This window comes from Crossiella sp. CA198 (assembly GCF_052078295.1).
Classification (GTDB): domain Bacteria; phylum Actinomycetota; class Actinomycetes; order Mycobacteriales; family Pseudonocardiaceae; genus Crossiella.
The window spans coordinates 1-26,021 of the sequence record NZ_JBQJIM010000051.1 but is presented as its reverse complement, the minus strand read 5'-3'; the positions used below and the strand labels follow the sequence as shown (position 1 = coordinate 26,021).

The following is a 26,021-nucleotide window of genomic DNA, read 5'->3' as shown; positions in this document are numbered from 1 at the left end:
CGATCGGTCTGCCGCCGCGAACCGGACACACACGACGACCCATTGACCGTATCGCCGTGTATGTCCGGATTCTTCTAGTGTCGTATTGTCGCCAGTCAGGCGGGCAGGGCCGCTTCCAGGCCGTTGAGCACCGCATTGCAGTCCCGGCGCAGGGTTTCCGCGTCCTCGGCGGTCACGAAGAACACGCCAAGCCAGTTGCGGGATCCCCCGGACGGGTCATAAACCGGCACCGGATCGCCCTCGGGCATCTCGAACGCCTTCACCTGATCGGCGGTGGTGCCGGGGGAGAGCAGGGTGTCCCAGGCGACCCCGGAGGGGTTCCAGGGCGGGGTGCTGGCCCACGGGGTGCCGTGCGCGTCGGTGGGGATCACGGCCAGTGAGGCGGCGGCCCGCTTGCCCTCGGTCATCATCGCCCCGGGATAGTCCACCGGCTCGCCGAGTAGTTCGCGGACCAGCATGGCGATCGGGTCGAAACCGAAGACCTCCTCGATCTGCTTGGTCACCATCAGCCCGGCGAAGCGGGCGCCGGTCTCGATCACCGCGCCGAAGCCGTCCGGGCCGAGCTTGATCTCGGTGTGCGTGCCGCAGGTCTCCAGGCCCAGGGCGTCCACCGCGCGGCGGGAGATGTCCTCCAGGTGCCGCTGCACCGGCTCGGGCAGCGTGCTCGGCATGGTGCTGGCGACCTCGGTGAACGGCGGGATCGCGGGCAGTTTCCCGGTGATGCACAGCGGGTGGTAGACGCCGTTGGCCACGATGCCCTCGACGCTGACGTAGTCGCCGTAGCCGGGTTCGGTGTACCAGCCCTCGGTCGAACCGGCCAGGATCTCCTCGACCAGGAGGTCCCGGTCGGTGTCCGGCGCGTACAGCTCGTTCATCCCGACCTGGTGCCCCAGCTCCAGTGCCTCGGCGACCTGCCGCCACGCGGGCGCCACGTCCTCGGTGGTGTGCAGCACCAGCTGGGCCACGGATCCGGCGCCCCAGGCCGGTTTGAGCAGCAGCGGCGGGGTCAGCTCGGTCATCGCCGCGGCCAGGTCAGCCTCGGAGTCCACCCGGCGGAACCGGGGGATCGGCACGCCCGCGCGCTCCCAGGTCTCGCGCATCAACCGCTTGTCCCGCGCGGTGATCAGGCCCGGACCGCCACCGGGCAGGCCCAGCCGCTGCGCGACCTTGGCCACCAGCAGCACCGCGAACTCCGAGATCGACAGCACCGCGTCCGCGCCCAGCGCCCTGGCGTGCTCGACGACCAGGTCCACCAGGGCCTCACCGCGGGCCTCGGTGTCCAGCTCGGTGACGCTGGTGCAGGCTGGCCGCCACTCGGACTCACCGGCTTCCGGCAACGGCGTCAGCGCGAGCACGTGCAGCTCGCCCTCGCCCGCGATCCGCGGGAAGACGTGCTCCAGCGGCGCGCCGCCCTTGACGTAGAGGTAGAGGATCTTCTTGCTCATCGGGTGCTTCCTTCGATCACGGCCTCCGGCGCGCGGCGGCGGTTCGCCCGGCGGAGGAATACGGCCAGCACGGTCATCAGCACGACGGTGCCGATGGCCAGGTGCAGGAGGAACAGGTTCAGCGCCCCGGCGGAGAGGTAGGCGCCAAGGGCGAGCACGACCAGCGAGCACACCAGTCTGTCCACAATGGACTCGACAGAGAGCACGGTGGCCCGGCGGGAAGGATCGGTGACGGCGTCGTTGACCAGTTGCCGCTGGATCGGGTAGGCCACCCCGGAGACCAGGGAGAACACGCACATCAGCGCGATGGTCGCGGCCAGCCCGGCCGGGACCAGCAACGCCAGCAGCAATGCGAGCACGGTGGTCAGCACGAAGATCGCCCTGGTGTCGCTGAGCCAGCGCCGCACCAGCGCCGAACGTGCCGCCCCGGCCACCTCGAACAACGCGTTGGCGGCCAGCACCGAGCCGAAGGCGGCCACCGGCAGGTCCTTGGCGGCCAGGATCGGCTGGAACAGGTTGGTCTGCAACACCCGGACCAGGGTGAACACCGCCACGCCCTGCACGATCAACAGCATCAGCAGCTTCGAGCGGGTGACCAGGCGAACCGCGCCGGTCAGCGCCTGGGACAGCGGCTCCCGGCCGGCCTTGTCCGGCTGCCGCTGACCACCGGGCAGCGCGGGCAGGCGGGCGGCCAGCAGCACCGCGACGGCCGCGCCGGCGGCGGTGAGCAGGTAGGGCAGCGGGGTGTGCCACTGCATGAGGAACCCGGCCAGCGGCAGGCAGGCGACCCGCCCGATCAGACTGGCCGCCCGCGCGTTGCCCTCGGCCTTGCGATAACGCTCAGGTTCGCCCGAACGGACGAGGTATTCGTACAGATAGGCGCTGCCCGCACCGGAGACCAGCGAGTTCGCCAGCGCCACCAGCAGGAAGTGCACCAGGAATCCCCAGAACACCGGCCAGAACACCGGCAACAGGTTCGCGACCAGCAGCGTGCCCGCCCCGGCGAGCAGGAACCGGCGATAGTCGAACCGGTCCGCGAGCGCGCCGGTGGGAATCTCCAGCAGGCAGAAGAACACGTAGTAGATGCTCTGGATGGTGAAGATCTGCTCGTCGGTCAGACCGGCGTTGCGCTGGTAGAGGTAGAAGACGGGCAGCCACCAGAGCAGTCCGGAGAACAGTTGGTAGCCGTTGTACAGTCGGGTCACATTCGCTCAACTCGGTTATTTGTAGAATCGAGTTCATCGCAAATGGCGGGGATGAACAACGGAGAAACAGAATGTTATCATCCTGTGCTGTCCTCGGCCAATCCGGCCGATGTGACTCTGCTCGCAACATTGAAGGATTTGATTCATGCGGGTCCTTTTCCTGGGAAGTCCCGGAGCCGGCCACCTGTTACCGATGATTCCGCTGGCCACGGCATTCCGTGACCGCGGCCACGCCATCGCCTTCGCCACCCTGGACGGCGGCGAGGCGATCACCACCCTCGACCTGCCACACCTGTCCATCCAGCCCGGCCTGGACTGGCGCCACGAACTCCGCCGCCGGGGCGCCGAGGTCCACCCTGACCTGCTGGCCCGCACCGTGGCCACCAACTCCGCCGACCGGGCCGCCTTCGTCCCCCTGGCCGCCCAGGTCAACCTGGCCGCCCTGCCCGCCACCATCAGCACGGTCCGCGCCTGGCGCCCCGACCTGGTGATCTACGAATACCTCTACCCGGCCGCCCTGATCGCCGCCGCCGAACTCGGCATCCCCGCCATCCAGCACGAACTCGGCTTCACCCGCACCGCCGGCCTGCGCGAGCTGATGCTCACCGAACTCGGCCACCCCGGCCTGACCCCCACCAGCACCCTGGAGATCGCCCCCCGCGGCATGATCCCCGGCCCCGACTACGGCAATCCCGTGCGCCCCACCCCACTCGACACCCCCGGCGACCTCCCCGAGCCCACCGGCCGCCCCCGCATCGCGGTCACCCTGGGCACCGTGCCACCCAAGGTCGACGGCCTCACCCGCCTGGACCGCGTGGTCACCGCCGCCGCGTCGATCGACGCCGACGTCACCCTGGTCATGGGCCGGATGGACATCAGCGAACTCGGCTCCCTGCCCGCCAACGTCCAACCGACCGGTTGGGTGCCGTGGCACCGGCTGCTGGAGACCTGCGCGGCCGCGGTGCACCACGGCGGCTCGGGCACCGCACTGGCGGCGCTGGCGGCCGGGGTGCCGCAGCTGGTGCTGCCGGATGGGTCCGACCGGTTCATCACGGCGGACGCGGTGCACACGCGCGGGGCCGGGGTGAAAGCGGTTGCCGAGGAGGTCACGCCGGAGCTGTTGCGGCGGCTGCTGGCGGATCCCGGCTGGCGCACGGCGGCCCGCGAGGTCAGCGCGGAGATCGCCGCCATGCCTACCCCGGGTGAGGTGATCGACACGCTGCTGGTCTAATTCCTGCCGGGGGTGGGGACTCTTGCGTGCTTCGGAAACCACGTTGACCGGGCTGATCCAGGGCCAGCGCCAGTTCCAGGTGCCGCTGTACCAGCGGACCTACTCGTGGACGGACAAACAGCTCGAACTCCTGTGGGAGGACGTGCTCAGCCAGGCCGAGGCGCCCGAAACCGGGCCAACGCACTTCCTGGGCTCGGTGGTGCTGGCGCCCTCGCCGCGCAGCGAGGCGGGCTTCGAGCAGTGGGTGGTGGTGGACGGCCAGCAACGACTCACTTCGCTGAGTCTGGCGCTGGCCGCGTTGCGCGACCACCTCGGCGAAACCGAGCGGATCAACGACCTCTACCTGCTCAACCGCTACAAACACGGCGAGGACCGGCTGCGGCTGCTGCCCACCCAGGCCGACCGGGACAGCTACCGGAGTTGCCTGCTGGACGGGCAGGCCACCGGCGAGGACCGGCTCGCCGCGGCCTACCGGTACTTCCGGCGGCGGCTGGCGCGGCTGACCGATCCGGCGGCGCTGGAACGTATCGAGCAGTCGCTGACCACCCGGCTGAGCCTGGTGCTGGTCACCGCGGACCGGGGCGACAACGTGCACCGGATCTTCGAGTCGCTCAACAACACCGGTCTGCGGCTGAGTCAGGCGGACCTGCTGCGCAACCACCTCTTCATGTGCCTGCCCACCCAGGCCGAGCGGATCTACACCGACCTGTGGCTACCGCTGGAACGCGGCCTGGGCGAGCGGCTCGAACACCTCATGTGGCTGCACCTGGTGCTGACCGGGGACGAGCGGGTCCGGCGGCAGGATCTGTATGTGGCGCAACAGGAACGGCTGCGCCGGGCGGGCGGCACCGAGGCGGCGGTCGAGTCCTACCTGCTCGAGCTGACCCGCCGCGCCCCGCATCTGCGCACGCTGACCGAACCCGACCGCGAGCCGGATCCGGCGGTCCGCGACAGCCTGCGGCGCCTGGTGAGCTGGCCGGCCACCGCGGCCCATCCGGCGCTGATGGTGTTGCTGGAGAAGCGCGAACTCGGCGAACTGTCCACTGTGGACTTCGTCACCGCGCTGAGTTACATCGAGAGTTTCCTGGTCCGCCGGATGATCTGCAAGGTGGCGCCGAACAGCCTGGGCCGGATCTTCGAGGACCTGCCTGCCCAGCTGCCCGCAGACCGGCCGGTGGCCGACGGCGTGCGCTGGGTGCTCTCCGGCCACCGCCGCTCCTGGCCCACCGATGAGGAGCTGCGCACCGCGATCCGGACCAACCGGTTCTACCAGCAGGGTCAGCCCGCCCAGCGCAAACTTGTGCTGCAACGCCTGGAGGAAAGCCACGAGCACCCGGAGCCGGTGGACTTCGCCAGGGCCAAGCTCACCATCGAGCACGTGCTGCCGCAGACCCCGACCCAGGAGTGGCTCGACGTGCTCGCCGAGGACGGCGGCGACCCGGTGGAGCGGCACCGGGAACTGCTGCACACCCTGGGCAACCTGACCCTGACCGCGGTCAACGCCACCCTGTCCAACCACCCGTTCCAGCGCAAACAAGACCTGCTGGCCGCCAGCCACCTGGAACTCAACCGGCAGATCGCGGGCACCAGCCGTTGGGGCGCCGAGGAAATCCTGGCCAGGGCGGAGGATCTGGCCGACCGGGCGATCCGGCTGTGGCCGGGACCGGTCGGCGCGCACCAGGTGGAGAAGGCCAGGGACTGGAGCCTGCTGCACCGGGCGCTGGCTGCCCTGCCGGAAGGCGGGTGGACGACCTACGGCGAGATGGCCGCGCTGATCGACTCGCACCCGCGACCGGTCGGCGTGCACCTGGCCAACACCCCGGGTGTGGTGAACGCGCACCGGGTGCTGGGCTTCGACGGCCGGGTGTCGGCCACCTTCCGCTGGGCGGACGCGGATCGAGGCGAGGTCCTCGATGTGCTGCGCGCCGATGGCGTGCGGCTGGACGAGCACAACATGGCCGATTGGGATCAGTGGCTGTCCGCGGCCAGCATCGCCGAACTGCTTGGACTGGACGCCACCGGCCTGGCAGGGGAGCCGGAGGATGCCGACGACTACGACATCTATTCGGGACGGTTCGAAGAGCAGCTGGAGATGTGCAACCCCGCCGACGAGGTCGAAGGCGTGGACGCCCTGCTCTCCTGCTGGCTGGAGCTGGGCGGCAGGTTCGGTTTCGGCGACGGCGTCAAGGTGACCAGCTGCTTCCTGCTGCTCGACCGGCCAGGGCGCAAACACGTCTGGCCGTTCACCATCTACCCGACCTACGGCGCCGCCGGGTACATCGAGGTCGTTTTCCTGCACCTGGCCACTCGGGAGCCGTTCACCGACCCGGCGATCCGCGACGAACTACGCCTGCGGCTCAACAAGGTCCCGGGCATCGACATCCCGGCGAGCAAACTCGCCCTGCGCCCCAGTTTCCCGCTGACCGTGCTGGCCGACCCGGCCAACGTGCGAGCGCTCGGCGAGATCCTCCGCTGGTTCCGGGACACCGCCGAGCGCTGATCGGCTCAGCCGACCGAGTGTGCCGCCATCCGCTCGGCCAGTCCACGCCGGTCCGCACCGGCCACCGGGCCCGGCGAGCCGACCGCGGTCGCACCGCCGGCCAGCGCGTCCGTGACGAACCGGGCCACCAGCGCCGGGGCCGGGGTCAGGTCCGCGCCCAGGCTGGCGATGACCACGGGGGTTTCGGCCGGGTCGGTTTCGACCGCGACCAGCCAGCCGTGGCGTTCGGTCCAGGTGAGCATCAGGTCGTGGCCGGGCAGGCCGGGCCAGCGACGGGTGAGGGCCAGGTAGGCCGTTGCCGTGTCGGTGACCTCGCACAGCGCGCCGTCGGTGGAGACGCCCAGGGCGGCGGCCACTGCGTGCACGTAGCTGGACAGGGCCTGGGACAGCGGCGGGGGTTCGGGGGTGGGCTCGGGGTTGGGCAGACCGAGCATGGCCAGGAGGTCGTGGCGGTCCTGCGGATCGGTGGCGTGGCAGGCGACCGTGCGCGCGGCGCGGACCTGCTGACCGAACTCGACCCGGCTGGCGTGCGCCCTGGCTTCGGCGAAACCAGTGCTGGCTGGACGGGGGGCTGCGCTCATGCTGGCTCCGTTTCCGGACTGGCCGGGTTCGCCAGCGTGTTTGATTGTGATGGGGAGACATTACCGCTGCTTGACCCGGGAGCAAATGCGAGTCCGCTCAGGTCAGCAAGCGGTCACCGTGCGGTAACGGTGTTGGCCCCGCCGTCAGCGGCCCGGGATGGGCACGCCGGCGGCGCGGAGTTTGGCCTCGGTGAGCGCGGTCAGCCGGGTCCAGGCCGGGGCCTTGTCCATGTTGTGGTAACTGATCAGCCCGTGCCGGGCGGCGGGGTCGGTGCGGCCCTGGAAGGCGGTCACGATGGCCAGTTGGGCGGGGTTGGCGAGGTAGTGCTCGGCGGTGGCGGTGGCGAGTTCGTCCAGCCGGGGATCGTCCGGATCCCAGTCCGCCGCGGCCCAGCCGAGCCGTTGCAGCTCGACGAAGCGGGGGTCGTCCAGGGCCGCTTCGACGTTGCCGAGGTAGGTGTCGAAGTCCTCCGGGACCAGTGCCCTGGCCAGCACCAGGCCCTCCCGGACGATCGCCAGGTCCGCCGGGGTCAGGCCGAATCCGGCGAGCCGGTCCAGCAGGGCGAGCGCGCGTTCGGGCAGCAGGGCCCGGTCGCCCTCGGTGAGCCGGTGCAGGGTGTCGCGGCGCGCGGTGAGGTCCTCGATCTGTTTGGTGAGGCGGCGTTTGACGTCGTCCAGGGCGGCGGCGAACTGTTCGGTGCCGGCGTCGAGCAGCGGCCTGATCTCAGCTAGGGGCACGCCCGCGGTGGCCAGCGTGCGGACCTGGACCAGGCGCAGCAACTCGGCCGATCCGTAGCGCCGGTAGCCGGAGCTGTCCCGTCGCGGCTCGTCGACCAATCCGTGCCGGTGGTAGTGCCGCACGGTCTTGATCGTGATGCCGACGAAGGCCGCCGCCTGGCCGATCGTGACGCCGTTGGTCATCCGGTGAGGATGGACCCTGCCCCGGGGTCAAGGTCAACCCGCGGCGCACAACTTGCCAAAACAGCAAGGAACTTTGCCAAGTACTCGGGACTGGCGCACGGTGGGCCCATGACAACCAACGTAGATGTCCTGGTCATCGGCGGTGGGGCGGCCGGACTCAGCGGCGCCCTCACCCTGGCCCGCGCCCGCCGCTCCGTGCTCGTGCTGGACGCGGGCGAACCACGCAACGCCCCGGCTGACGGCGTGCACGGCTTCCTCACCCGCGAGGGCCTGCCCCCGGCCGAACTGGTCGAACTGGGCGCGGCCGAGGTGCGGGGTTACGGCGGGGAGATCCGCCGCGGCACGGTCACCGCCGCCCGCCGCACCGCCACCGGGTTCGAGGTGGACACCGCCGACGGCCAGCGGTTCGGCGCGCGCCGGCTGCTGATCACCACCGGCCTGACCGATGAGCTGCCGGAGATCCCCGGGGTGCGGGAACGCTGGGGCCGGGATGTGCTGCACTGCCCGTACTGCCACGGCTGGGAGGTGCGGGACCAGCCGGTCGGCGTGCTCGGCGGCGGCCCCAACACGATGCACATGACCCTGCTGCTGCGGCAGTGGAGCGCGGATGTGGTGCTGTTCCGGCACACCGCGCCCGAGCTGAGCGCCGCCGAACGCGCGCAGCTGGCCGCCAGGGACATCGCCGTGGTCGACGGCGAGGTGGCCGGGCTGGAGATCAGCGCGGACCGGATCTCCGGGGTCCGGCTGGCCGATGGCCGGGTGGTGCCGCGGCGGGCGATCGCGGTGCTGCCGAGGTTCGCCGCCCGCGCCGGTTTCCTCACTGAGCTGGGGCTGGCACTCACCGATCACCCGATGGGCGAACACCTCCAGGCCGACGGCCGGGGCGTGACCTCGGTGCCGGGGGTGTGGGCGGCGGGCAACGTGACCGAGCTGATGGCCAGCGTGGTCATGGCGGCCGCCGGGGGCATGGTGGCGGCCACCTCGATCAACGCCGACCTGGTCGAGGAGGACACCCGGCAGGCGGTCAGTCGCCGCGCGTTCAGCGCCGGGCAGGAGTCCCAGCTGGCTGAACTGGTGCTCGGCGAGGGCCGCCACGGCCTGGCCGGTCAGCTTCAGCCGAATCCGATGTGAGTCAGCCAGAACTCCAGCAGCGCGGTATCGCCGCTGACCGTGATCCCGTTGCCGGAGAAGGGCTTCCGCCGGTACAGCGCCAGCAGCAGATCGGTCAGCGGGGCGCGGACGGTGACCGCCGCCGCGCCCCGCCCACGGCCGGAGACGATCACCTCGCCGGTGAGGTCGACGAACCAGGCGGCGTCGGCGTCAGTGGCCTCGAAGGCCAGCGTGCGACCGGGAGCGAGCAGGGCGCGCTTGCCCGGGTTGTAGTCGAAGTGCTGGGCCAGCGAGTCCAGCCACATCCACTCGTCCACCGTGTCCAGGGCGACCTCGGTGGCCACGGTGAACGGGATCCCGGCGGCCAGGGTCGCGTCCGCGCGGTGCATCACCGTCTCGTGCGCGAACCGCCGGGCCCAGAAGTCGGTGCCGCCGCCCGAGGTCAGCGGGGTCCAGACCGTGGTTCCGGGTCCGGCCGCGCGCAGGGCCTCGGACAGTTCGGTCGCGCCCTCGACCAGCCAGTCCACGGGCAGGGGCCGGGAGTCGTCGCCGTCGAGCTTGCGCATCTTGTCATCGGGCAGGAACCCGGTGGCCCGGGTGCGGATGATCTCCGCGGCCCAGCGGTGGCCGTAGCCGACGTGCCGCACCAGGTTGCCAAGGGACCAGCCGGGGCAGGACGGCACGGGGGCCCGCAGGTCGGCCCCGGCCAGGTCACCGAACAGTGCGGTCTGGACGCGGATCTCGGCGGCGTGGCGGTGGAAGTCCATGGTGGCCTCTCGTGATCGGTGGTTCTCACGAGCTGGTCGGAGTCGGCAGGGCCGTCTCGACATCGAGCCGAAGATAATCTCCGGCCGGTGTCGACGCCCGCTGGACCGGCCCGGCTACGGCACCACGACCAGCCTGCCCACCACCGACCCCTCGGCCAGCCGCCGCAACGCCGCGTCCACCCCGCTCAACGGGTACTCCTCCGCCACACACGCCCGGATCCGGCCTGCCGCCGCCATCGCCAGCACTGCCCGCGCGTCGGCCAGGGTCGCGCCGACCGAGCCGCGCAGGATGGTCTCGCGGACCACCACCTCCAGCACGTCCAGGGTGGCGGGCCGGTCGGTGTAGCCGACCAGCACCACCCGCCCGCGCGGCCGGGTCATCCGCACCGCCTGGCCGGGGGTGTGCTCGTTGCCGACGGTGTCGATCACCACATCGCAGCCGCGCCCGCCGGTGGCCGCGAGTACCGCCGCCACCGGATCCACCGCCGTCGGATCGGCCACCACCGCCGCCCCGTACCGGCTCGCCTGCGCCCGGCTCGGCTCGTGCGGGTCCACCGCGATCACCGTGGCGCCCTCGGCCACCGCGACCTGGGTGACCGCCAGGCCGACGCCGCCCGCGCCGATCACCACGACCACCTCACCCTCGGCCACCTCGGCGACCGCGCGCACCACCCGGACCGCGGTGGTGCCCGAGCAGCCCAGCACCGCGGCCTCGGCGTAGGAGACCTCATCGGCGATGGGGACCAGGCAGCGGGCCGCGGTGAGGAAGTACTCGGCCAGGCCGCCGTCGGTGTCAAAGCCCCACTTGGCCTTCGGCGCGGCGCACAGGTTCTCCATGCCGCCGGTGCACCAGGCGCAGGCGCCGCAGCCGTCGTAGTAATAGGCGAGAACCCGTTGGCCCAGCGGCACATCCACCCCAGGGCCGACCTCGGCGACCTCGCCGGCGATCTCGTGGCCCAGCACGATCGGCAGCGGCGGCTTGATGGCCTCGCCGGTGGCCAGGTGCAGGTCGGTGTGGCACAACCCGGCCGCGCGGACCCGGATCAGGGCCTGACCTGGTCCCGGCACCGGGCGCGGACGCTGTTCCACCGTGATCGGGCCGCGTAGTTCGCGCAGCACCGCCGCGGACATCAACTGGTTTCCGGACACGGCCTGGATCCTGGCATACCGCAGCGCGGCGTAATAGGCCCGTGATTGAGGGGAAGCACACTCGGGTGTCACTCGATCGAGGCTTGACAGGGATCGCGTCTTGTTTTGTCTAGGCAGGGGGAAGTAGCGTCCGATCCGGCACGTCCGCGTCAATTAAAGAAGGGCCTCGGTGGAATTCGACGGCTTTCATCAGGCGTATTCTCATGTGCTTCGATCACTGATTGACGAACCCGAGTACCGCAACTCGCCGCGTGGTTTCGACAGCCGGGAACAACTCGGCCTGAGCTACCGGTTACGCGAGGCGAGTCAGCGCATCCCGCTGGTGCCGGCCCGCAGGCTCAACCTCGTCTTCAACTTCGCCGAGGCGCTCTGGTACCTCTCCGGGCGCGATGACCTGGACTTCATCGCCTACTACGCGCCCAGCATCCGCAAGTACTCCGCCGACGGCGTGCGCCTGACCGGCACCGCCTACGGCCGCGCCCTCTTCGGCGGTGGCGGCGGGCCGGTGCAGTGGCCGACCCTGGTCCGGCAGTTGCGCGAGGACCCGGACAGCAAACGTTGCGTGCTGCAGATCTTCGCCGCCGACGAGCTGGCGATCGCCGGGAATCCGGACGTCTCCTGCACCCTCGGACTCCAGTTCATGCTGCGCGAGGGCGCCCTGCACGGCGTGGGATTCATGCGGGCCAACGACGCCTATCGCGGAATGACCAGCGATGTTTTCTCCTTCACGCTGATTCAGGAGATGCTGGCCCGAGAATTGGGCGCGAAACTGGGCTCATACACCCATTTGGTGGGGTCGGTGCACCTCTATGACCCCGATTACCAGCGCGCCCGCGAGGTGCTCGCTGACCCGGCCGTGCAGCACACCGGCCTGCCGCGGTTCCCGGAGATGCCCGAGGGCGACAACTGGCCGTGGGTCAAGCAGGTGCTGGAGTACGAGGAGGCCCTGCGGCAGAACAGGATCCGGCTGGAACCGGACACCAGCGGACTGGGTGTGCCGGAGTACTGGGCGCAGGTGCTGCTGATGTTCGAGGTCTACCGCCGGGTGCGCCGGTCGGAACCGGTGGACGGCGAGCTGATGGCCGCGCTGTCCCCGCTCTACCGCGCGCTGGTGCAACAGAAATGGCCGCAGACGGCGTCTAGCGCGACGCCGGTGGGGAGCTGAGGAACAGATGGGCACGCAGTGGAAGGACACCGTCGACGTCGCCGACGGTTTTGACGCCTACGACGACCTGCCGGAGCGGCTGATCGGCTACCCGGCCGTCTTCGCCGCACTCGGCATCGGCGACCCGGCGGTGCGCACCGTGCTCGACTACGGCTGCGGCCCCGGCAAGGTCGCCAACCGGGTGGTCGGCGCCAGTGCCGCGCACGTGGTGGCCGCCGACATCTCCGCGGCCATGCTGGAGATCGCGCGCACCCGCCGCGCGCACCCGCGCATCCGGTACCACCAGATCGACAGCGGCGGCCTGCCGTTCCTGGCCGGGAACTCGGTGGACGCCGCGATGTCCTGCTACGTCTTCATCAACGTGGCCGAGCAGGCCGACATCAAGGCCATCGTGGCCGAGGTGCACCGGGTCCTCCGACCGGGCGGTAGGTACGCGATCCTGGACACCAACCCGGACACCACCGGCATCCGCTTCTCCACCTTTCGCAGCGGCGAACCCGGCCGGGTCTACACCCACGGCGAGCGGCGGCAGGTGCTGCTGCACCAGCCCGGCGGCGGGGTGCTGGAACTGATCGACCACCACTGGCCGCGCCAGACCTACCTCGATGTGCTGGCCGAGGCCGGATTCCGCGAGATCACCGTGCGTGAACCACTGCTCGATCCGGCCGAGGCGGCGAAAGCGGAAACCCCGCCCGCCGAGGCCACCCGTCCACCGTTCCTGATCGTTTCCGGGGTGAAGTGAATGAGCGTCAACGGTTCCCGTCCCAGCGTGTTCCTGGCAGGCCCGTTCAAGGCACTGGTCGATGACACCGGCGCGATGCGGGTGGCCGAGAAGGCCCGCTTCGAGGCGCTGATCGACCGCCTGGAGGCCGAGGGCTACCAGGTGCACAACGCGCACCGCAGGGAGGCATGGGGCAAGGAGTTCCTGCGGCCGGAGGAATGCACCCGGCTGGACTACGAGGAGATCTCCGGCAGCGCCGTGTTCGTGGCCTTCCCCGGCTCCCCGGCCTCACCCGGCACGCACATCGAGATCGGCTGGGCCTCGGCACTGGGCAAGCCGATCGTGCTGCTGCTGGAACCGGACCGGGAGTACGCCTTCCTGGTGCGCGGCCTGCACACGGTCGCCGACGTCACCTACCTGACCATCGGTGACGATCTTGTGGACGAGGTGGCCGCGCTGGTGAACCGGCTGGCGGATCGGGAGCCTGTCGTCGAAGGTGTGTGAGGTGAACGATCTCGCCGAGGACTACGACGGATTCCTGGTTGACCTCGACGGAGTCGTGCACCTGGGCTGGCAGCCCTTGCCGGGCGCGGTGCGGGCACTGGCCGAACTGTCCAGCCGGGGCAAGGGGATCGTGTTTCTCACCAACGATCCCCGCCTCGGCCGGGCGGCGGTGGCCGCCCGGCTGCGCGGCCTGGGCATCGCGGCCGAGGCCGGTTCGGTGGTGACCTCCGGCTGGGCGGCGGCCGTGCGGGTGGCGGAGACCCGCGGCCGGGTGTACGTGATCGGCTCGCCCGAACTGCGGGCCGAGGTCGCCGACGCGGGCGCCACCGTGCTCTCCTCAGCGGAGGCGGGGATCGCGGACCGGATCCTGGTCGGCGGGCACAGCGGTTTCGACTACGCCGAACTGGTCGCGGCCTGCCGGGCAGGCGACAACGGCGCGGAACTGTTCGCCACCAACCGGGACGCCACCTTCCCGATGCCGGAGGGCCCCTGGCCTGCCACCGGCGCGATCCTGGCCGCGGTGGAGACCGCGCTGGGCCGCACCGCCCGTTCGATCGGCAAGCCGGAGCCGGAGATCTTCCACGTGGCCAGGGCACTGCTCGGCCCCGGCCGGATCGCGGTGATCGGCGACCGGATGGACACCGACATCCTGGGCGGCCACCGGGCAGGCCTGGCCACCATCCTGGTCAGCGCCTCTCCCGACCGACCGGTCGGTAAGCCCGCGCCAGACCATGTGGTCACCGCCTTGACGGGGCTGCTGGAACCCCGCGAATCGGCGGTGTGACCGGCAGTCCCGCACCACTTGGGCCAACTGGTACGCCCACTTCAGCCAAACTGGCGTACCAGTTGGCCCAACTCGCCGACAGCGGCGCTAACGGCCCAGCAGCGGCAACAGCACCTCGTCCACGATCTGCCCGCGCAGCTCGGTCGGCATCGGCGGGCCCTGCGTCAGGAAGTGGTGCAGCACCAGTGCCGGACCGGCCGCAGCCACCCTGGGCGTGATCGTCTCCGCGCGGATCTCGCCGCGTTCGGCCGCGCGCCGCAGCACCTGGGTGAACAGGCGGTTGCGGCCGCCGACCATGGTCTCGCGCAGCTCCCTGGTCAGCTCGGGATCGCGCAGGGTGTCGGTCAGGATGCCGCGCACCGCCTCGCCGACCGGGCTGATCAGCCGCTGGGCCACCAGGTCGAGCGCGGCGAGCAGGTCGGCGCGCAGCTCGCCGGTGTCCGGGATCGGCTCGGTGGCCTGCGCGGTGTGCTGGATGGCGGCGGCGACCAGGTCCTGCCGGGTGGGCCAGCGGCGGTACAGCGAGGCCTTGCTGGTGCGGGCGCGCTGGGCCACCCCGTCCATGGTCAGCCCGGCGTAACCGGCCTCGGCGAGTTCGGCCAGGGTGGCCTCGACGATGGCGTTGAGCAGCACCTCGCCGCGTCGGCGCGGGCCACGGCGGTGATCCACCGGCTGCTCCACCACACCCCCACTTAGAGTCCGTTGCGTTCTCTATCGCGGGAGCCTACCGTGGGAGATAGTGAACTGCGAGTTCTCTATCTGATGGGGGAGTGGTTATGCGAGTGTTGTTCGTGGCCTCGGCGGGCGTGGGGCACGCCTTCCCGATGGTGTCGCTGGCCAGGGCGTTCCTCGCCGCCGGGCACGAGGTGCTGTTCGCCACCACGGGAGAGGGCCTGGTGGTCGGCGAGGCCGGGTTGCCGGTGGCCGATGTGTCGCCGGGCATGAACCGGTCGGTGATGATCGCCAAGATGCGGGCTGAGCACCCTGAGTTGGTGCGGGCCATGCAGGCAGGCCGGATCGGCGATTTACGGGAGACGGCCGCGCTGATCGGTGTCCTGGTGCGGCTGCAGGTCGACGGGGTGATCGAGGTCGCCAGGCAGTGGCGGCCGGACCTGGTGGTGCAGTCCCAGGCCCAGCACACCGGACTGATCTGTGCCGGCGCGCTGGGGATTCCCCTGGTGGAGCACAACTTCGGCCTGGTCCGGGCGACCGGCCTGGACGAGACCCTGCGGGCGGACCTCGCCGACGTCTTCGCCAAGCACGGCGCGGAACTGCCCGAACGCCGCACCATCCTGGACGTGGCGCCGCCGAGCATGGTCGAGACCCCGGTCGGCCGCCCACTGCGTTACGTGCCCTACAACGGCGCCGCCCCCGTCCCAGGCTGGCTGGCCGAACCGCCGCGGCGGCCACGGATCGCGGTGACCCTGGGCTCGGTCGCGCCCACGGACACCGGAATCGGCCCGGTGCAACGGATCCTGGCCCTGGCCGGGGAGATCGACGCCGAGTTCGTGCTCGCCCTCGGCGCGGTCGACCCGGGCCCGCTGCCCGCCAACGTGCGCGGCACCGGCTGGCTGCCGCTCAACGCCCTGCTGCCCACCTGCGCCGCGATCGTGCACCACGGCGGCGCGGGCACCACGATGACCGCCTTGGACGCGGGCGTGCCGCAACTCGTGCTGCCCAGCGGCTCGGACCGCTACGTCAACGCCGCCGGGGTGCACGCCAGGGGAGTCGGCTACACCGCCGAAGAGTCCGAAGTGGACAGTGCGCTGCTGACCCGGCTGCTCACCGAGGACAAGCTGCGGGTTGAGTCGGCGGCGGTGCGGACGGAACTGCGCTCGATGCCAACCCCAGCCACGGTCGCGGCCGAACTCGCCGAGTGGGCCAGCTGACTCAATCCGGTCAGGGGCAGGCCAGATCGCCACCGCACCGGCAGGCCACCGTGACGCAGCGCGCGCACAGCGTCCGGTGGCAGTGCCCGCAGACCGCCAGGTCGGCGAGCTGTCCGGCGGCCCGGCAGTCCCCGCAGTGCCGGGTGCTCGCCAGCAGCGCGGCCGCTGGGGATCCGCTGTGTGCCAGCAGTTCCAGCGCCACCGGCGGCAGCCGCCCGGCCCAGCGATGCGCCGCGACCAGGTCCAGGCGCAGCAGTGGATCATTCGGCCGCCCGTCGGCCACCCACAGCTCGGCCCGGTTCCGCAGCCGCGCGGTCAGCCCGCGATCGGCCGGATCACGGTGCAGTGCAACGGCTTCCAGCACGGCGCGGTCACGGTGGTGCACCGGCAGGCGGGCGAGCGCGCGGCGCCGGGCCAGCTCGGCGCGGCTCGCGGCGTACTCGTACTCGCCGCGCTGGAAGGCGGCCTCGGTGAGCAGCGCGAGTTTTGTCAGCGAGGCGCTGCTGCTGATGGTGCGGAAGTGCTCGCGCAGGCCCCGCCACTGCGCGTCGGCGGTCACCGGACCGCGCCGCCCGGCCAGCACGCAGTCGATCAGCGCGATCATGTCCAGGGGGGTCGGGCCCAGCACGTCGAGCAGGTGCGCGAGTTCCGCGTGCTCGTCCGCGGCCAGCAGATCGCCCAGCCGCAGCAGCAGCCAGCGCGTGCTCATCCCCGGCGCCGGGTCGCGCACCGGCTGGGCGGCGACCGTGGCGGCCATGCCGGGCTCGCCGGAGATCAGGTAGTACAGCCGCATCGCGGCCCGCGCCGAGGAATTCTCCCGGTTCGCGGCGTAACTCCGGCGCACGTACGGCAGCGCGCGCTCTGGATTGTCCAGCAGCAGCCAGGCTTGGGCGAGCACCGCGGCGTCCGGCTCATGCTCGAACTCACCCACCCGCTCCCACTCCCGCGCCGCCCCCAGCAACCGTTGCAGGTCAACGGCTTCGCCGGTCATCTCGACCAGTTCCACCAGCGCCTTCACCCACAGGCAGCGGAACCCGAGCGCCACTGGGCGCGGCAGTTCGGCCTCGCGCAGTGCCCGGGTGCTCAGCTCCTCGATCCGCAGCAGCGCGGGCACGGTGCCGAGTGTGTAGAGCCGGTGGCATTCGGGCAGCCAGGCCAGCCAGCCCATCGACTGCCGGATCATGGCCACCCCGGGCCGCCGCGGCCAGGACTCCAGGAGGTCCGGCAGGGTCTCGATCGGGTACCACGCCACCGGCCGGTCCGCCCCGAGCAACGGCCCGTCCGCGGAGCCGAAACCCAGCTGCCGCCCGCACACCGCGATGATCGCCTCGACATCCGGCCGCGCACCCGGGTCCTCGGCCAGTGCCTGTCCGACCAGGTCGGTCAGCCAGTCCCAGCCGTCAACCAGGTCCAGTCCGTCGCGCAGGGTCCGGCCCCAGGCCCACACGTCCATCGCCGGATCGGCCGGGGCGCCGTCGAGCTGTTCGGGCGCGGCGTAGGCGGCGGTCATCCGCCAGCTGGTCGGCCCGCCCGCCGGGACCATGGTCTCCAGGTCCGACAACACCGTGCGCCAGCGCGGTTCCCGCCCGGTGAAGCCCTCATCGCCGTGGGCGAAGAGCACGTTCTCCGGTTTGACATCCCCGTGTACCAGCCCCAACCGGTGTAACTGGTGCAGTGCGCAGGCCAGCGCCAGCCCGTGGTAGGCCAGCTCCGCGACGCCGATGTCCTTGCCCGCCAACCGATCCCGCAGGCTGCCGCCGGGGCAGTGCGGCAGGCACAGGTGCTGCACCGGACCGCCGGGCACCCCCAGCACCTCTTCGATCGTCAGCACCCCGCCGAACCCGTGCCGGATCAGTCGCAGCGCCTCGGCCTCCCGCCGGGCCAGCTCGGCCGCCGCGACCACCTCGGATCCCTTGAGCACGAACAGTATCCCGTCCGAGCGCCGTCCTAACAGGACAGTCGGCGCCAGTTCCGCGACGATCTCGTAGCCGCCGATCCGGTCCAGCGCCGGGGCCTGCCGCAACGCCGCCGCGGCGGCCAGCGCGCGCGGGAAGTACGGCGCGGCGAAGGGATCGGCGAATCGTCCGCTCATGCGACGTGCAGGGCCGCGAAGGCGGCGCAGACCACGGCCCAGCGTTGCTGGTGGAAGGCGATGGTGTCCTTGATCAGCCCGCTCAGCTCCTGGCCGAGTTCCCCGTCCAGGGCACGGTAGAGGTGGTCCAGCACCGCTGTCCCGGAGGTGCGGGTCGGCACCGCGATTGCCGCCGCGGCGCCCTGCGGGGGCCCGGTGCGCGCGATCTCCCCGGTCGGGAAGTACTTCAGCACCGCCACCGCGAACGCCCGCTCCGGCGCGCTCAACGGCGCCTCGCTGAACGCCGCGGCCAGCGCGTGCACCCGCACCCGCACTGGCTCGAAGTCCACCCGCAACCGCCGCAACGACTTCGCCACCTTGCCGATCTGCTCCGCGAACCCCGCCTCGCCGTGTGCCCAGGCGTCCGGGGTCTGGTCCAGCACGGCGTTGAACATCAGCAGGTAATCCCGGTGCACCGCTTCCAGATCGGCCATCAGCCGCAGCAGCGCGGCCCGGGAATCGAATGCCTGGCCCAGTTCCGCCAGGGCCCGCCCCGCGTGCAGGTGCACCCCACCGTGCACCACCCCGGCCTGCACACTCGTCCCCGGCACCTCGCCGGTGATCGAGTTGGCGACCTCGGGCAGTTTGGCCCCGTCCGTGCTCATGGCGACACGGTACGTGACCCGAACGCGGAAAACCCCGCCGCCGGAACAACTTCCGGCGGCGGGGTTGCCCAGGCAGGTCAGAGACCAGCGGTGAACAGCAGGCGGTTCACGGTGCCGCCGGTGGCGCCACCGGAGACCACGTTCGGGGTGGCGTTGGTGTTGAGCCAGTTGTGCACGGTGGCCGAGGGGGCGTCGCCGAAGCGGGCCTTGTACAGCGCGGCCACGCCTGCCACGTGCGGGGCGGCCATCGAGGTGCCGCTCATCGAGCCGCTGCCGCCGGTGCGCAGAGTGGAGATGATGTTGCCGCCGGGGGCGTAGAGGTCGACGCAGGCGCCGGTGCTGGAGAAGGAGGAGCGGGCGTCGCTGATCTCCGAGGAGGCGACCACGGTCGCGGTCTCCACCTTGCGCGGCAGGCGGTCACAGGAGTTGCCGCCGGTGTTGCCCGCCGAGGTCGCCAGGAAGACGCCGGAGGAGATCATGTTGCGGATCGCGGTCTCCAGCGCCGCGCTGTGGTTGAAGTTCCACGAGGTGTTGGCCACCGCGGGCTTCTTCGCGTTCGCGGTCACCCAGTTGACGCCGTTGAGCATGGAGGTCGCGGTCGCGCCACCGGAGCAGTTCATCACCTTCACGCCGTGCAGGCTGGCCTTCTTGGCCACACCGTAGGTCTTGGAGCCGATGGTGCCAGCCACGTGCGTGCCGTGGCCCTGGCAGTCGGTGTTGTTGGTGTCGATGGCGTTGTGGTCGAAGGTGGCCCGGCCCTCGAAGTCCGGGTGCGAGGGCGTGATGCCGGTGTCGATGATGTAGGCGTGCACACCCGCGCCGGTGGCGTTGTAGGTGAAGCTCTTGGACAGCGGCAGGTTGCGCTGGTCCACCCGGTCGATGCCCCAGGACGGCGGGTTGAGCTGGGTCGCGTCCAGGGCGTCGGTGACCAGCACGTCCTGCTCGATGCTCTTGACCGACGGGTCGCGGCGCAGCTGCCGCAGCTGACCGGGGGTCAGCTTGGCGGAGAAGCCGGTGACCGCGGCGCTGAACTCGGCGGCGGGCTTGATGTCCAGCGAGCTGGTCAGGCTGCGACCCCGGGACTTGGCCGGATCGGTCACCACGATGTAGGTGTCGGCGATGGGCTGGGTGGTCGCCGAAGCGGAGGCCAGCGAGAGCGGCGCCTGGTAGGCGGGCTCGGCCAGCGCGGTGGCGGCGGTCAGGGTCGACAGGGCCGCGGCCGAGAATACGGCAAGCACACGATTGAGCGGATGCACGTAGTGGCTCCTTAGTGCACCAGCGACCGGGCGTGTCCACCGCAGGGTTGGTGAACGGACTGCCACCCGATCGTGGGTCACCCAGCAGACTGACGAGTTGGTCTGCGCAGGTCAATGGGCCTGATCAAATGTCCACCACGGTCCATCCGTTCTGCGGTGCCACTGCCATCTTTCGGCCGAGGTGGTTCGGGGGATTGCGGGGACCGCCCCCATGAGCAGGTCCCCAGCCCACCCGCCCGGCCACGCTCCGTCCCCGCGTCGGCGGCCCCGCGCCACTTGGGACAACTGGCACGCCCACTTGGGCCAAACCTGCGTACCACTTGGCCCAACTCGCCGTACGAGAACGGCCAACACACCGTCCACAACGGCCAACACGCCGTCCGGAGCGGCCGGCGCGGTGGTGGGGCTAGGGGAGTGGGGCTAGGAGGGTGTGGCCGTCGTGGAGGGCTTGCTCGATCCGGTCCGGGTTGGGGTGGCGGGGGCGGCCGGGGCCGTGGCGGATCTCGATCTCGGCTACCGGTGGGACCGTTTCGCAGGTCTGGCACGGCTCGCCGGGGCGGAGGTCCTGGCCGCACACGGTGTGCCGTTGCAGGACGCGGGGGCCGTTGGGGGAGAGGTGTTTGTCGCCCCAGGCGAGCATCGCGGTCAGCACCGGCCACAGCTCCTGGCCGCGTTCGGTGAGCAGGTACTCCTGCCGTCCCGGCTGGTACTCGCTGCGCTCCAGCACCCCCGCGCCGACCAGGGATTCCAGCCGGGCGGACAGCACCGCGCGGGGCAGGCCCAGGTGGCGGTGCAGGTCGGTGAAGCGGCGGAGGCCGAAGAAGCAGTCACGCAGGATCAGCGGGGTCCAGCGCTCGCCGATGATCTCCAGCGTGCGCGCGATGGTGCACTCCTGGTTCGCGTAGTCCGACTTCAGCGCCATGTCCCCATGCTAGCTGTCGGTTCAGTGAATGAACCATGCGTGCTACGGTTCGTTCACTGAACCGAGGGAGGCTCGTGGTGACCGCCACCGCACAGTCAGCTCCGCCGGCACCCGGGTTGCGCCGCACGGTCGCGGTCGCCGGGTTCGGCACCCTGCTCGTGCTGGCCGCCTTCACCGCGCCACTGGCCACCCCGCGCGAACTCGCCGCCGACCTGGGCGCCGGACCGGCCGGGCAGACCTGGATCCTGAGCGCGATGAGCCTCGGGCTGACCGTGGCCATGCTGACCGCGGGCGCGCTGGCCGATGACTTCGGCCGCCGCCGGGTGTTCCGGCTCGGCGCGGTGGTGCTGCTGCTCGCCTCGGTGCTCTCCGCGCTGGCCACGGTGACCTGGCTGTTCGTCTTCGCCCGGGTCCTGGCCGGACTCGGCGCGGCCGCGGTGCTGGCCTGCAGCCTGGCCCTGATCGGGCACGCCGCCCCACCCGGACCGCTACGCGCGCACGCCATGGGCCGCTGGGGCGCGAGCCTGAGCCTCGGACTGGCCCTCGGCCCGGTGCTGGCCGCGCTGGCCGCGGAGTTCCTGGACTGGCGGGTCATGTACTGGGTGCTCGTGCTCGGCGCCGCCGCCCTGGTGATCTCGGCCCGCGGACTCACCGAATCGGTCTCCGGCCACCGCCGCCCGCTCGACCTGCCCGGCGTGCTGCTGCTGGCCGCCGGACTCGCCGCGCTGCTGGCCGGACTCACCCTCGGCCGCGGCGGCTGGCTGGCCCCGGCCACCCTGACCCTGCTCGGCGGCGGCCTGCTCCTGCTGCTCGGCTTCCTGCTCCGCCAGGCCTTCGCGACCGCACCCATGATCGAACTGAGCCTGTTCCGCAACCGTGGCCTGCTCTCGGCCACCGCGGCCTCCTTCGCCGCGGGCGCCGGGGTCACCGCGCTGATGTCCTTCCTGCCCATCGTGCTGCAGAACGCCCTCGGCCTCGGCCTGGTCACCACCTCGGTGCTGGTGGTCGTCTGGTCCGGCACCAGCGCGGTCGCCGCACTCGCCGTCCGGCGGCTGCACCGGCTCGACCTGGACCTCCGGCTGGGGCTCGGCATGATCATCCTGGCGGTGGGACTCTTCGCGCTGGTGGCCCCGTCCCGCACCGGGCACGGCCTGGACCTGGTGCCCGGCCTGCTGATCGCGGGCATCGGCACCGGCATCAGCAACGCCAGCCTGGGTGCGGCCGCGGTGGCCAGCGTGCCCCCGGCCAAGGCCGGCCTGGGCGGCGGCCTCAACCAGACCGTGCGCTACCTGGGCGCGGCGATCGGGGTGACCGTGGTCTTCGCCCTCAGCGTGCGCTCCGCCGGGGCGCCGATCAGCGAACTGCTCGACGGCTGGCGTGCCTCGGTCTATGTCTGCGCGGGCGTCACCCTGCTCGGCGGAGTCGCCGCCCTCGCACTGCGTCCGCGAGCATCGCGATAACGGGTTTACCATCGCAGTGCCGGTCGGATTACTCCGATTGGCACTGTCTGCCATTACCCGGAAGTAGGGCGCTGAGTGAGGCCAGGACTGACATTCGCGGTGCTCGGGCCGGTACGGGCCTGGCACGACGGGGTCGCCCTGCCACTGGGCTCGCCGCAACAGCGGCTGACCCTGGTGGTGCTGCTGCTCGCCGAGGGACGGCTGGTCAGCACCGAGGAGATCGCCGCCGCACTGTGGGAAAACGAGGTGCCCAGGGCCGCCCGCGGCACCATCCGCACCTACGTGCACCGGCTGCGGCAGACCCTGGAAATCGGCGGCGGCGACCCCGTGCTGACCTCGGCCACCGGCGGCTACGCGTTGCGGGTGAATGCCGACGGCCTGGACCTGAGCCGCTTTCGGCAATTGGCCCGGAATGCCGAGAAATCCATTTCCCAGGGGGATCTGGAAAGCGGTCTCCGGGACCTGCACGCGGCCCGGCTTGAATTTCAGGGCGAGGCGCTGGCCGAGTTGCCCTTCGAGTACGCGGCCAGGGAACGGGCCCGGCTGCGCCAGCGCAGACTGGCCGTGATCGAGCAGCTGGCCGCACTGGAGATCGACCGCGGCCGCTGCGCCGGCCTGCTGGACCAGCTCGCCGCCGAGGCCGCCGCCGAACCGCTGCGCGAACGCCTGCAGGAACTGCTCATGCTCGGCCTGTACCGGGCGGGCAGGCAGGCCGAGGCCCTGGAGACCTTCGACCGGGTGCGCCGCGACCTGGCCGCCGAACTCGGCATCGACCCCGGCCCGGCCCTGCGTGGTCTGCACGAACAGATCCTGCGCGCCGACCCGGCCCTGCTTGGTTTCCGCGTCGAACGGCACCGCCCGCACACCCCGCCACCCGCCCAGGTCACCCCCGCCCAGCTGCCCGCCGACCTGCCCGTGTTCACCGGCCGGGACGCCGAACTAGCCCAGATCCGCGCCCGGCTGCGCCCCGGACCCGGCAGGCCCGCGGTCGTGGTGGTGCACGGCATGCCCGGGGTCGGCAAGACCACCTTCGCGGTCCGCTGCGCGCACGAACTGGCCGCGGACTTCCCGGACGGCACGCTGTATGTGGACCTGCGCGGATTCGAGGCCGGGGACTCCGCGCTGGACCCGGCCGACGCGGTCCGCTGCTTCCTGGACGCCCTCGCCGTGCCCACCCAGCACCTGCCCGACCGCCTGGACGTGCTCACCGCGCTCTACCGCACCGTGCTGGCCGAACGCCGCTGCCTGATCCTGCTCGACAACGCCCGCGACACCGCCCAGGTGCTGCCACTGCTGCCCGGCGGCGCCAGCTCACTGGTGCTGGTGACCAGCCGGGTCGAACTGTCCGGCCTGGTCGCGGGCACCGGCGCGCTCACCGTCTCGCTGGACCCGCTCGGCCACGCCGAGGCCAGGCAGTTCCTCACCCGCCGCCTCGGCGCGGACCGGCTGGCCGCCGAACCCGCGGCGGTCACCGACATCATCACCACCTGCGGCCGGCTGCCCCTCGCGCTGGCCGTGGTCGCCACCAGAGCCGCCGCCAACCCGGGTTTCAGCCTGGCCGAGGTGGCCGCCGAACTCGCCGCGGCCAAGGGCGGCCTGGACGCCTTCGCCGGTCCGGACAGCCTCACCGACGTCCGCACCGTGCTGTCCTGGTCCTACCGGGCCCTGTCCGCCCCGGCCGCCCGGCTGTTCCGGCTGCTCTCGCTCTACCCCGGCCCGGAAATGGGGGTGCCGGTGGGCGCCAGCCTGGCCGGCGTGCCCAAGGCCAGGGCGGGCGTGCTGATGCGTGAACTGGCCGCCGCGCACCTGGTCACCGAACCCCGCCCCGGCTGGTACACCTGGCACGACCTGCTGCGCGCCTACGCCGCCGAACTGCGCCAGGCCGAGGACAGCCCCGCCGAACAGCAGGCGGCCCGGCGCCGCGGCCTGCACTGCCACCTCCGCTCCGCGCACGCCGCCACCCAGACCCTGTCCCGGCAACAGGACGGCCCGGAACCCGGCGACCTGGAACCGATGGTCTGCCCGCGCACCTTCACCGGCCACCAGGACGCCCTGGACTGGTTCAGCGAGCGGCACGGGGTGCTGCTGAACATGATCGACCGGGCCGCCCGGGACGGCTTCGAGCACGAGGCGTGCCGCCTGGCCTGGTGGATCCGGCACTTCCTCGACCTGGGCGGGCACTGGCGGGACCTGGAGCTGGTCAACGAGACCGCGTTGCACGCCGCCCAGCGGATCGGCGACAAGATCGCCATCGGCTACGCCTCCCGCGGCCTGGCCAGGGTCGCCGCGCACCACGGCCGGTACGAATCGGCACGCCAGCACCTGGCCCAGGCACTGGCCTGCTTCGAGTCCGAGGGCGATCTGCTCGGCCGGGCCTTCACCCACCGCCAGCTCATCGGCGTGCGCCAGCTCGAACGCGATATCGAAGGCTCGCTCACCGAGTCCGCCGCCGCCCTGGAACTGTTCCGCCGGGCCGGAAACCCACTCGGCGAAGCGGGCGCCCTGGTCGCCGAGGCCGCCGGGCTGACCCGCCTCGGCCAGCACGAACAGGCCCTGGAATCCGGGGAACGCGCACTGGCCCTGCTGACCGACTCCGGCGAGCCCTACGACCTGACCCTGGCCCTGGAAACGGTCAGCCGCAGCTACTTCCACCTGGGCCGCTACCAGGAATGCGTGGCCTACCGGGAACGCGACCTGGCCATCTGCCGCACCCTGGGCGAACACGGCGACATCGGCACCTCGCTGGTGCACCGCATGATCACCAGCTGCCTGATCCACCTCGGCCAGGCCCGGCACGCCGCGGGCCAGCACGAGCGGGCGCGCGAGGATCTGCGCGCCGGACTGGCCAGCCTCACCGCGGAACTGGCCGAGGTCTACCGCACCATCGGCCGCTACCACGAGAGCCGGACCAGGCTGCGGGACACCGTCACCGCCCTGGAAACCCTGCTCGCCGAACCGGACACCGGCGCGGACTGGTACGACCGCGCCACCGAGGTGCTCGACACCTCGGTGACCGCGGCCGTGGAAATGGGTTTCGGCGCCTACATCCTGGAGTACTGACCCGGCCAGGAAGCACTCAGCCGGTGAGCACCTCATCGGCGAACTTGTTGAGGTTGACCAGCATCCGCTCCGCGCGCTCCCGCGTGCTCAGCGATTCCTTCGGGTTGGGCACCGCAGGCTTGCGCAGCCCGCGCACGTAGAGCGAACAGGCCAGGTCGGCGCACAGGTAGGTGCCCACCGTGTTGCCCAGCTTCCCGGCCGCCCCCACCCGGCGCGCGCCGAACAACGCGACATCCCCGGTGCCGTGCGTGGTCAGGCAGAAGGCGCACATGGATTGCTTGATCCGCCCCGAGGCCGCCACCAGCGCCAGCCCGACCGGCCCGTCCGCGCGCGGCAGGACGACATAGCCGTTGTTGACCGCCTTGGGATCCCGCCAGCCCAGGAAGTCCAGGTCACCCCAGGCCACCTCGGCCAGCTTCCCCGGCAACGCCAGTCGCTTGGCCTCTCCCTTGGAGCAGTTGGCGAAGGAGGCGCGAATGGTGCTCTCAGCTAAGCGGGTTGCCAGAAGTTGTGTCCGTAACTCGCGGGAGTTGACCTTCCCTCGAACGTGAAGAGCCCCGTCGGGTTGGATTGAGTTACCACACACAACCGACCCGACGAGGCCTCCTTCAGTAT

At 71.4% G+C, this 26,021-nt stretch carries 22 protein-coding genes; 10 read left to right on the top strand and 12 right to left on the bottom strand.

The annotated features are described in order from the left end of the window. Positions 1-95 precede the first annotated feature (95 nt). Complete coding sequence (locus tag ACTOWY_RS43465) at positions 96-1,445, bottom strand: ATP-grasp domain-containing protein (protein ID WP_441315447.1); 1,350 nt, start codon at positions 1,443-1,445, stop codon at positions 96-98. Continuing rightward, positions 1,442-2,650 (bottom strand): MFS transporter, encoded by a 1,209-nt coding sequence (locus ACTOWY_RS43460; RefSeq protein ID WP_441315446.1) that lies wholly within the window; start codon positions 2,648-2,650, stop codon positions 1,442-1,444. The genes ACTOWY_RS43465 and ACTOWY_RS43460 overlap by 4 nt, the downstream gene beginning before the upstream one ends. Before the next feature lie 145 nt (positions 2,651-2,795). On the opposite strand from ACTOWY_RS43460, the gene ACTOWY_RS43455 reads away from it, so the two are divergent. Together ACTOWY_RS43455 and ACTOWY_RS43450 are read left to right on the top strand one after the other, a co-directional pair. Further along, complete coding sequence (locus ACTOWY_RS43455; RefSeq protein ID WP_441315445.1) at positions 2,796-3,881, top strand: glycosyltransferase; 1,086 nt, start codon at positions 2,796-2,798, stop codon at positions 3,879-3,881. 22 nt (positions 3,882-3,903) lie between these two features. Further along, positions 3,904-6,381, top strand: a complete 2,478-nt coding sequence (locus tag ACTOWY_RS43450; RefSeq protein ID WP_441315444.1) for a GmrSD restriction endonuclease domain-containing protein — start codon at positions 3,904-3,906, stop codon at positions 6,379-6,381. Between the two features lie 5 nt (positions 6,382-6,386). On the opposite strand, the gene ACTOWY_RS43445 is transcribed toward ACTOWY_RS43450, so the two are convergent. Together ACTOWY_RS43445 and ACTOWY_RS43440 are read right to left on the bottom strand one after the other, a co-directional pair. Next, a complete protein-coding gene (locus tag ACTOWY_RS43445) occupies positions 6,387-6,962 on the bottom strand; it encodes a DUF6292 family protein (RefSeq protein WP_441315442.1) in 576 nt (191 codons plus the stop codon). A gap of 144 nt (positions 6,963-7,106) precedes the next feature. Continuing rightward, the gene (locus tag ACTOWY_RS43440) at positions 7,107-7,883 is read right to left on the bottom strand and encodes a MerR family transcriptional regulator (RefSeq protein WP_441315441.1); all 777 of its coding nucleotides are present in this window, start codon (positions 7,881-7,883) and stop codon (positions 7,107-7,109) included. 108 nt (positions 7,884-7,991) lie between these two features. Here ACTOWY_RS43440 and ACTOWY_RS43435 point away from each other — a divergent pair, with 108 nt between their 5' ends. After that, positions 7,992-9,014, top strand: a complete 1,023-nt coding sequence (locus ACTOWY_RS43435) for an NAD(P)/FAD-dependent oxidoreductase (RefSeq protein ID WP_441315440.1) — start codon at positions 7,992-7,994, stop codon at positions 9,012-9,014. Here the strand turns inward: ACTOWY_RS43435 and ACTOWY_RS43430 are convergent. Together ACTOWY_RS43430 and ACTOWY_RS43425 are read right to left on the bottom strand one after the other, a co-directional pair. Next, positions 8,996-9,760, bottom strand: a complete 765-nt coding sequence (locus ACTOWY_RS43430; protein ID WP_441315439.1) for a maleylpyruvate isomerase family mycothiol-dependent enzyme — start codon at positions 9,758-9,760, stop codon at positions 8,996-8,998. The two genes, ACTOWY_RS43435 and ACTOWY_RS43430, sit on opposite strands and share 19 nt — an antisense overlap. A 114-nt stretch (positions 9,761-9,874) precedes the next feature. Then, the gene (locus ACTOWY_RS43425; RefSeq protein WP_441315438.1) at positions 9,875-10,909 is read right to left on the bottom strand and encodes an alcohol dehydrogenase catalytic domain-containing protein; all 1,035 of its coding nucleotides are present in this window, start codon (positions 10,907-10,909) and stop codon (positions 9,875-9,877) included. Positions 10,910-11,078: 169 nt separating this feature from the next. Here ACTOWY_RS43425 and ACTOWY_RS43420 point away from each other — a divergent pair, with 169 nt between their 5' ends. From ACTOWY_RS43420 to ACTOWY_RS43405, 4 genes are read left to right on the top strand one after another with little or no spacing between them, the layout of a single operon-like run. Continuing rightward, complete coding sequence (locus ACTOWY_RS43420; protein WP_441315437.1) at positions 11,079-12,074, top strand: thymidylate synthase; 996 nt, start codon at positions 11,079-11,081, stop codon at positions 12,072-12,074. Between the two features lie 7 nt (positions 12,075-12,081). Beyond that, positions 12,082-12,816 (top strand): class I SAM-dependent methyltransferase, encoded by a 735-nt coding sequence (locus ACTOWY_RS43415; RefSeq protein ID WP_441315436.1) that lies wholly within the window; start codon positions 12,082-12,084, stop codon positions 12,814-12,816. After that, complete coding sequence (locus ACTOWY_RS43410; RefSeq protein WP_441315435.1) at positions 12,817-13,299, top strand: nucleoside 2-deoxyribosyltransferase; 483 nt, start codon at positions 12,817-12,819, stop codon at positions 13,297-13,299. It abuts the gene before it with no gap. A gap of 1 nt (position 13,300) precedes the next feature. Beyond that, positions 13,301-14,083, top strand: coding sequence for an HAD-IIA family hydrolase (locus tag ACTOWY_RS43405; RefSeq protein WP_441315434.1), 783 nt, complete (start codon positions 13,301-13,303; stop codon positions 14,081-14,083). 87 nt (positions 14,084-14,170) lie between these two features. Here ACTOWY_RS43405 and ACTOWY_RS43400 read toward each other — a convergent pair whose 3' ends face one another. Next, complete coding sequence (locus ACTOWY_RS43400; RefSeq protein WP_441315433.1) at positions 14,171-14,752, bottom strand: TetR/AcrR family transcriptional regulator; 582 nt, start codon at positions 14,750-14,752, stop codon at positions 14,171-14,173. Positions 14,753-14,859: 107 nt separating this feature from the next. Between ACTOWY_RS43400 and ACTOWY_RS43395 the strand changes: the two genes are divergently transcribed. Beyond that, positions 14,860-15,972 (top strand): nucleotide disphospho-sugar-binding domain-containing protein, encoded by a 1,113-nt coding sequence (locus tag ACTOWY_RS43395; RefSeq protein ID WP_441315432.1) that lies wholly within the window; start codon positions 14,860-14,862, stop codon positions 15,970-15,972. 10 nt (positions 15,973-15,982) lie between these two features. Here ACTOWY_RS43395 and ACTOWY_RS43390 read toward each other — a convergent pair whose 3' ends face one another. The 4 genes from ACTOWY_RS43390 to ACTOWY_RS43375 all read right to left on the bottom strand — a co-directional run bounded on the left by ACTOWY_RS43390 (position 15,983) and on the right by ACTOWY_RS43375 (position 20,886). Further along, positions 15,983-18,064, bottom strand: coding sequence for a protein kinase domain-containing protein (locus ACTOWY_RS43390; protein ID WP_441315431.1), 2,082 nt, complete (start codon positions 18,062-18,064; stop codon positions 15,983-15,985). Next, positions 18,061-18,708, bottom strand: a complete 648-nt coding sequence (locus tag ACTOWY_RS43385) for a hypothetical protein (RefSeq protein WP_441315430.1) — start codon at positions 18,706-18,708, stop codon at positions 18,061-18,063. Before ACTOWY_RS43385 ends, ACTOWY_RS43390 begins: the two co-directional genes overlap by 4 nt. Before the next feature lie 77 nt (positions 18,709-18,785). Beyond that, positions 18,786-19,946: a S8 family peptidase gene (locus tag ACTOWY_RS43380; RefSeq protein WP_441315429.1), complete on the bottom strand. Its 1,161-nt coding sequence runs from the start codon at positions 19,944-19,946 to the stop codon at positions 18,786-18,788. Positions 19,947-20,370: 424 nt separating this feature from the next. Continuing rightward, entirely contained in the window at positions 20,371-20,886 is a 516-nt protein-coding gene (locus ACTOWY_RS43375) for a winged helix-turn-helix transcriptional regulator (RefSeq protein WP_441315428.1), read from the bottom strand. Between the two features lie 77 nt (positions 20,887-20,963). Between ACTOWY_RS43375 and ACTOWY_RS43370 the strand changes: the two genes are divergently transcribed. Both ACTOWY_RS43370 and ACTOWY_RS43365 read left to right on the top strand, forming a co-directional pair. Continuing rightward, the gene (locus tag ACTOWY_RS43370) at positions 20,964-22,346 is read left to right on the top strand and encodes an MFS transporter (RefSeq protein WP_441315427.1); all 1,383 of its coding nucleotides are present in this window, start codon (positions 20,964-20,966) and stop codon (positions 22,344-22,346) included. Between the two features lie 75 nt (positions 22,347-22,421). Next, positions 22,422-25,406, top strand: coding sequence for an AfsR/SARP family transcriptional regulator (locus ACTOWY_RS43365; protein WP_441315426.1), 2,985 nt, complete (start codon positions 22,422-22,424; stop codon positions 25,404-25,406). Between the two features lie 16 nt (positions 25,407-25,422). Here the strand turns inward: ACTOWY_RS43365 and ACTOWY_RS43360 are convergent, their stop codons facing one another. Beyond that, complete coding sequence (locus ACTOWY_RS43360; RefSeq protein ID WP_441315458.1) at positions 25,423-25,911, bottom strand: FBP domain-containing protein; 489 nt, start codon at positions 25,909-25,911, stop codon at positions 25,423-25,425. Between the last annotated feature and the right edge of the window lie 110 nt (positions 25,912-26,021).

Bases quoted from the DNA above. Each gene is read 5' to 3' on its own strand.
- ACTOWY_RS43465 (WP_441315447.1), bottom strand. From the start codon at position 1,445: ATGAGCAAGAAGATCCTCTACCTCTACGTCAAGGGCGGCGCGCCGCTG.
- ACTOWY_RS43455 (WP_441315445.1), top strand. From the start codon at position 2,796: ATGCGGGTCCTTTTCCTGGGAAGTCCCGGAGCCGGCCACCTGTTACCG.
- ACTOWY_RS43445 (WP_441315442.1), bottom strand. From the start codon at position 6,962: ATGAGCGCAGCCCCCCGTCCAGCCAGCACTGGTTTCGCCGAAGCCAGG.
- ACTOWY_RS43440 (WP_441315441.1), bottom strand. From the start codon at position 7,883: ATGACCAACGGCGTCACGATCGGCCAGGCGGCGGCCTTCGTCGGCATC.
- ACTOWY_RS43435 (WP_441315440.1), top strand. From the start codon at position 7,992: ATGACAACCAACGTAGATGTCCTGGTCATCGGCGGTGGGGCGGCCGGA.
- ACTOWY_RS43430 (WP_441315439.1), bottom strand. From the start codon at position 9,760: ATGGACTTCCACCGCCACGCCGCCGAGATCCGCGTCCAGACCGCACTG.
- ACTOWY_RS43415 (WP_441315436.1), top strand. From the start codon at position 12,082: ATGGGCACGCAGTGGAAGGACACCGTCGACGTCGCCGACGGTTTTGAC.
- ACTOWY_RS43410 (WP_441315435.1), top strand. From the start codon at position 12,817: ATGAGCGTCAACGGTTCCCGTCCCAGCGTGTTCCTGGCAGGCCCGTTC.
- ACTOWY_RS43395 (WP_441315432.1), top strand. From the start codon at position 14,860: ATGCGAGTGTTGTTCGTGGCCTCGGCGGGCGTGGGGCACGCCTTCCCG.
- ACTOWY_RS43390 (WP_441315431.1), bottom strand. From the start codon at position 18,064: ATGAGCGGACGATTCGCCGATCCCTTCGCCGCGCCGTACTTCCCGCGC.
- ACTOWY_RS43385 (WP_441315430.1), bottom strand. From the start codon at position 18,708: ATGAGCACGGACGGGGCCAAACTGCCCGAGGTCGCCAACTCGATCACC.
- ACTOWY_RS43375 (WP_441315428.1), bottom strand. From the start codon at position 20,886: ATGGCGCTGAAGTCGGACTACGCGAACCAGGAGTGCACCATCGCGCGC.